This is a genomic window from Campylobacter sp. CNRCH_2016_3089 (assembly GCF_025772505.1).
In the GTDB taxonomy this organism is placed as follows: Bacteria; Campylobacterota; Campylobacteria; order Campylobacterales; family Campylobacteraceae; genus Campylobacter_D; species Campylobacter_D lari_D.
On record NZ_JAKMSF010000039.1, the window covers coordinates 1 to 1,354 of the forward strand.

Consider the following 1,354-nt stretch of genomic DNA (forward strand, 5'->3'; position numbering starts at 1 on the left):
AAAACAAGTAAATAAACAACAAGTATTTTTAAAAGAAGTTCAAGCACAACAAAAAGAAGCTAAAAAAGTTTTAGCAAATATGGAAAAAAAGATACAAAAATTAAATGGCATTGATAAATTAAGCAATAAACAAAAAGGAAATTATGGCGAAGCTAAAATGCATTTGCATTATTTAAATCAAGGCTATAAAAGAATTAGCTTAAACAAAGTTCAAGGACTTGATGATAAAATTCATCAAGGAATTGATGGAATTTATTATAACCCCAATAAAAATCCAAAATATATCATCGCAGAAGCTAAGTTTGGAACAAGCAAGTTAAATAGAAAAACTAAGCAAATGAGTGATGATTGGATAACAGAAAAGGATAAAAATAGACTTGGTATTGTAGGGGAAAAACAAGCAAAGGAAATAAAAAAACTTCTTAAGGAAAATAGCAATGATGAAATCAGAAAAGATTTATTTCATGTTGATGAAGGAGGCAAAGAAACCATTCATTATTTAGATAAAGATGCAAATAAAATTAAAAAACCTAAAGGATAGAAAATGTTAAGAAATACTAAGAAAGATGAAGCGTATTTTACTGAACGTATATTAGAATGGGAAGAAGAAGTTAAAGAAGATGAAAAAAGACTCTTAGAACTTCCACTAGGAGATGAAAGAAGGGAAAATTATTTTTTTTCTATAACAGATGGAAAAAAATGTATTGCTTTAGATAAATACTCTCGCGGTGATGATATAAACATAGTTAAAAAAGATTTAGAAGCACTTATGCTATTAAAAGAAAAAAATCGTTTAGAATTTGCAATTGATATTGGCTATTACAGGGGAAATGCTATTGAACTTTGCGTTAGAGTATTATTAGATATGGATACTACTTGTTTGCTAGAATTAATAGAAGAAGATGAGAGAAAAAGAAGGGATATACTCAATAGAGATTGGTTTTTACATTTTATAGGTTCTAAGGGTAAGAATTTAAATTTAGAACGCAAATGTGTTTGCAAAGAACATGAACTGATTAAAGAATTTATAGCCACACAAGATATTGAGTTTTTACATAAATATATGAAAAAACATACAAGGTTAAGGGATCCTTTAGATACCTGGGATCTTGAAGGTGCTGCAATTGTAAAACTAATGAATTTGGATAAAGAAGAATTTAAACAGTATAAATACTTTCCTTATGATTTAATATAATCTTAGTGGGTTTAAAAACCCACAAGGCTTTTTATGGCTAAAAAAAGAAAAATAACTCTTCCTAGAATAAAAGATATTGATATAAGTCCTGATACTTCTTGTTTGCATCCTATATTAGAAGATAATACTTTATTATGCATACATGGAGGTAAGGTTAAT

The 1,354-nt window shown here is 27.5% G+C and carries 1 protein-coding gene and 1 pseudogene; both read left to right on the forward strand.

Translation table 11 applies throughout. From position 1 onward, the window contains the following. Nucleotides 1-541, forward strand: a pseudogene (locus L8W69_RS09120) (hypothetical protein); the annotation flags it as partial. A 3-nt stretch (nt 542-544) separates the two neighbouring features. Beyond that, nucleotides 545-1,195, forward strand: coding sequence for a DUF1911 domain-containing protein (locus tag L8W69_RS09125; RefSeq protein WP_263666984.1), 651 nt, complete (start codon nt 545-547; stop codon nt 1,193-1,195). Nucleotides 1,196-1,354 lie beyond the last annotated feature (159 nt).